The following is a 4,010-nucleotide window of genomic DNA, read 5'->3' on the forward strand; positions in this document are numbered from 1 at the left end:
CTCGCTCCCACAGGTTTTGCATCCAGCCCTTTCAGCTCATGCTCCGCGGTTGAACTGACCCAGATCAGCTGCCGCCCCTTCGAATCGACTTAGGCTGTTGACTCGCTTCCCCGCATGAGAGTCCTGCAATGTCCGATACCCCGGGAAAACTTCGATTGGGTGCGCTGGTTGCGCTGGTGGTGGGTTCGATGATCGGCGGCGGGATCTTTTCCCTGCCGCAGAACATGGCCGCCAGCGCCGACGTCGGCGCCGTATTGATAGGCTGGGCCATCACCGCAGTGGGCATGTTGACCCTTGCGTTTGTGTTCCAGACCCTGGCCAATCGCAAACCCGATCTGGACGGCGGCGTGTACGCCTACGCCAAGGCCGGGTTTGGCGACTACATGGGGTTTTCCTCGGCCTGGGGTTACTGGATCAGCGCCTGGCTGGGCAACGTCGGCTACTTCGTCTTGTTGTTCAGCACCCTGGGCTATTTCTTCCCGGTGTTTGGCGAAGGCAACACCGTGGCGGCAGTGATTGGCGCATCGCTGTTGCTGTGGGCCGTGCATTTCCTGGTGCTGCGGGGCATCAAGGAAGCAGCGTTCATCAACCTGGTCACCACCGTTGCCAAGGTCGTGCCGCTGCTGCTGTTCGTGCTGATCGCGGTGTTCGCCTTCAAGCTGGATATTTTTGCCGCCGACATCTGGGGTCTGAAAAACCCGGACCTGGGCAGTGTGATGGATCAGGTGCGACACATGATGCTGGTCACCGTGTGGGTGTTCATCGGCATCGAAGGCGCGAGCATTTTCTCGGCCCGCGCCGAAAAACGCAGCGACGTCGGCAAGGCCACGGTCATCGGCTTCATCACGGTGCTGTTGTTGCTGGTACTGGTGAACGTGCTCTCCCTGGGGATCATGACCCAACCTGAACTGGCGAAGCTGCAGAACCCATCCATGGCCGCCGTACTCGAGCACGTGGTCGGTCACTGGGGCGCTGTGCTGATCAGCGTCGGCCTGGTTATCTCGCTGCTCGGTGCCCTGCTGTCCTGGGTCTTGCTGTGCGCCGAGATCATGTTTGCCGCCGCCAAGGATCACACCATGCCGGCCTTCCTGCGCAGGGAAAACGCCAATCATGTACCGGCCAACGCGCTGTGGCTGACCAACGCGATGGTCCAGCTGTTCCTGATCGTCACGCTGTTTTCCGCCAGCACCTACCTGTCGCTGATCTACCTCGCCACCTCGATGATCCTGGTGCCGTACCTATGGTCGGCGGCCTACGCACTGCTGTTGGCGGTGCGCGGCGAAACCTATGAAAACGCCCTGGCCGAACGGCGCAAGGATCTGGCCATCGGTGCCATCGCGCTGATCTACGCGATGTGGCTGCTGTATGCCGGTGGGATCAAGTACCTGCTGCTCTCCGCCCTGCTCTACGCCCCTGGCGCGATCCTGTTCGCCAAGGCCAAGCGCGAACTGGGCAAACCGGTTTTCACCTCGGTCGAGAAGCTGATTTTTGCCGCCGTGGTGGTCGGTGCCCTGGTGGCTGCCTATGGCCTTTATGACGGCTTCCTGAGCCTGTAACCGGCTGACTGTTTCATTTGGAGGATTTGTAATGACCACGGAAAAAGTGAAATACGGCGTCCATTCCGAAGCCGGCAAACTGCGCAAAGTCATGGTCTGTTCACCCGGCCTGGCCCACCAGCGACTGACGCCGAACAACTGCGACGAGCTGCTGTTCGACGATGTGATCTGGGTTAACCAGGCCAAGCGCGACCATTTCGACTTCGTCACCAAAATGCGTGAACGCGGTATCGACGTGCTGGAGATGCACAACCTGCTGACCGATATCGTCGCCATCCCCGAAGCGCTCGACTGGATCCTGCATCGCAAGATCACCGCCAACTCGGTGGGCCTGGGCCTGGTGCATGAAGTCGGCGCGTGGTTGCGCAGCCTGGAGCCACGCAACATCGCCGAATACCTGATCGGCGGCGTCTCGGCCGATGACCTGCCGGACAGCTTCGGCGGCAAGACCATTCAGATGTTCCGCGACTTCCTCGGGCATTCCAGCTTCATCCTGCCGCCGCTGCCCAACACCCAGTTCACCCGCGACACCACCTGCTGGATCTACGGCGGCGTGACGCTGAACCCGATGTACTGGCCGGCGCGCCGCCAGGAAACCTTGCTCACCACCGCCATCTACCGATTCCATCCCGAGTTTACCCAAGCCGATTTCCAGATCTGGTATGGCGACCCGGACCTGGACCACGCTAACGCCACCCTCGAAGGCGGCGACGTAATGCCCATCGGCAATGGCGTGGTATTGATCGGCATGGGCGAACGCTCGTCGCGCCAGGCCATTGGCCAACTGGCACTGAACCTGTTCAAGCACAACGCCGTCGAGCGGGTGATTGTCGCAGGGCTGCCGCGCTCCCGCGCAGCGATGCACCTGGACACCGTGTTCAGCTTCTGCGACCGCGACCTGGTGACGGTTTTCCCCGAAGTCGTCAGCCAGATCGTCGCGTTCTCGCTGCGCCCGGACGAGAGCAAACCCGGCGGCATCGACGTGCGGCGCGAGGAAGGCAGCTTCCTCAGTACCGTCGCCAGCGCCCTCAAGCTGCCCGAGCTACGGATCGTTGAAACCGGCGGCAACAGCTTCGCCGCCGAACGCGAGCAATGGGACGACGGCAACAACGTGGTTGCCCTGGAGCCAGGCGTGGTCATTGGCTACGACCGCAATACCTACACCAACACGCTGCTGCGCAAGGCCGGGGTGGAAGTCATCACCATCAGCGCCGGAGAACTCGGTCGTGGCCGTGGCGGCGGCCATTGCATGACCTGCCCGATCGTCCGCGACCCTATCGACTACTGACCTCTGAGCCTGGGTCGTTTTATCGAAAACGGCCCAGGGGATAACCGACACCCAAGGAGATCCATCATGGCTTTCAATATGCGCAACCGCAGCCTGCTGAGCTTGATGCACCACACCCACCGCGAGCTGCACTTCTTGCTCGACCTGTCCCGCGACCTCAAGCGCGCCAAGTACACCGGCACCGAGCAACCGCACCTCAAAGGCAAGAACATCGCGCTGATCTTCGAGAAGACCTCGACCCGTACGCGTTGCGCCTTCGAAGTCGCGGCCCATGACCAGGGCGCCCACGTCACTTACATCGACCCGGTTTCGTCACAGATCGGCCACAAGGAAAGCATGAAGGACACCGCCCGGGTGCTGGGGCGGATGTTCGACGCCATCGAATACCGTGGCTTCGAGCAGGAGATCGTCGAGGAACTCGCCAAGTTCGCCGGCGTGCCGGTGTTCAACGGCCTGACCGCCGAATTCCACCCCACGCAAATGATCGCCGACACCCTGACCATGCGCGAACACAGTGACAAGCCGCTGCATGACATCAGCTACGCCTACCTGGGCGATGCGCGCTACAACATGGGCAACTCGCTGCTGATGATCGGCGCCAAGCTGGGCATGGACGTGCGCATCGGCGCGCCGAAAGCCCTGTGGCCGCATCAGGACTTCATCGACCAGTGCCAGGCCTTCGCCGCCGAAAGCGGTGCACGGATCACCATCACCGAAGACCCGGAAGAAGCGGTCAAGGGCGTGGACTTCATCCATACCGATATCTGGGTCTCCATGGGCGAGCCAGTGGAGGCCTGGGACGAGCGCATCCAGCAACTGCTGCCCTATCAGGTCAACGCGCAAATGATGAAGGCCTCGGGCAACCCGCGCGTGAAGTTCATGCATTGCCTGCCTGCGTTCCACAACAGCGAAACCAAGGTCGGCAAGGACATCGCCGCGCGTTATCCGAACCTGGCCAACGGCGTGGAAGTGACCGAGGACGTCTTCGAATCCCCGGCCAACATCGCCTTCGAACAGGCAGAGAACCGCATGCACACCATCAAGGCGATCCTGGTGGCGGCGTTGGCGGATATCTGAATACCGGTTCGATCCCCTGTTGGAATGCTCTTCACTGTGGGAGGGGGGGGGCTCGCGATGGCGGAGTGTCAGCTTGCATTGATGTGGGA

General features: G+C 61.5%; 3 protein-coding genes. All 3 read left to right on the top strand.

Going from position 1 to position 4,010, the window contains the following annotated elements:
- Window positions 1–128: 128 nt before the first annotated feature.
- Window positions 129–1,556 carry an arginine-ornithine antiporter gene (arcD, locus tag ACE04F_RS17000; protein ID WP_486108471.1) on the top strand — a complete coding sequence of 476 codons (1,428 nt, stop codon included), beginning with the start codon at window positions 129–131 and terminating at the stop codon, window positions 1,554–1,556.
- Window positions 1,557–1,587: 31 nt separating this feature from the next.
- Window positions 1,588–2,844 carry an arginine deiminase gene (gene arcA, locus ACE04F_RS17005; protein ID WP_486108473.1) on the top strand — a complete coding sequence of 419 codons (1,257 nt, stop codon included), beginning with the start codon at window positions 1,588–1,590 and terminating at the stop codon, window positions 2,842–2,844.
- Window positions 2,845–2,910: 66 nt separating this feature from the next.
- Window positions 2,911–3,921, top strand: coding sequence for an ornithine carbamoyltransferase (locus tag ACE04F_RS17010; protein ID WP_434700669.1), 1,011 nt, complete (start codon window positions 2,911–2,913; stop codon window positions 3,919–3,921).
- Window positions 3,922–4,010 lie beyond the last annotated feature (89 nt).

It is taken from the genome of Pseudomonas sp. AGC41 (genome assembly GCF_057334555.1).